This is a genomic window from Vaccinium witches'-broom phytoplasma str. VAC, from assembly GCF_000309405.1.
Classification (GTDB): Bacteria; Bacillota_I; Bacilli_A; order Acholeplasmatales; family Acholeplasmataceae; genus Phytoplasma.
The window spans coordinates 1-523 of the sequence record NZ_AKIN01000175.1 but is presented as its reverse complement, the minus strand read 5'-3'; the positions used below and the strand labels follow the sequence as shown (position 1 = coordinate 523).

1 protein-coding gene is annotated in these 523 nt (G+C 28.9%); it reads right to left on the bottom strand.

The window, feature by feature from the left end:
* Positions 1 to 32: 32 nt before the first annotated feature.
* Positions 33 to 523 (bottom strand): hypothetical protein (locus RI68_RS02760; protein WP_017193716.1); only part of this gene is annotated, 491 nt, incomplete at its 5' end.

Genomic DNA, 523 nt, shown 5'->3' with positions numbered 1-523 from the left:
GACCAATCATTAATTGGTCTTTTAATGTTTTATTATGCTAAATTAGTCATTTTATTTTCAATGGTTTGGCTGCCACCACTGAAAGCTTTTCCTTGAGCGTCAACTAATTCGTAATCAAAAATTAATTCTAATTGAGGATTTTTTTCCTTGATAATTTCTTTTTGTTCGATGCTGATTTGGATTTTCATAGTTCCAATCCCATTTTCTAAAGTCATTAAAGGACGTTTAGTATCTTCATATTCATGATTATTAATTTTTAACGATAAATTAAAATATTTTTCAGGATGATTAAAAGTTGCTTGAGCATCATAGCGAGGAGATATTTTTAAATATAAAGGAACGGTAAGTTCCAACCCGTTTGCATTAAAAGTAGCTTTATGTTCGACTGTAATTAAATGTTGATATTTTTGTTGGTTTAAATTCGGAATGGGAATAGGTAAAAGGGTTTTGTCTTCATTATTTCCCCCTGTTCTTTCAATAGTAAAAGAAGGACAATTATTCATCAATTGAATTTTTTCTTTTC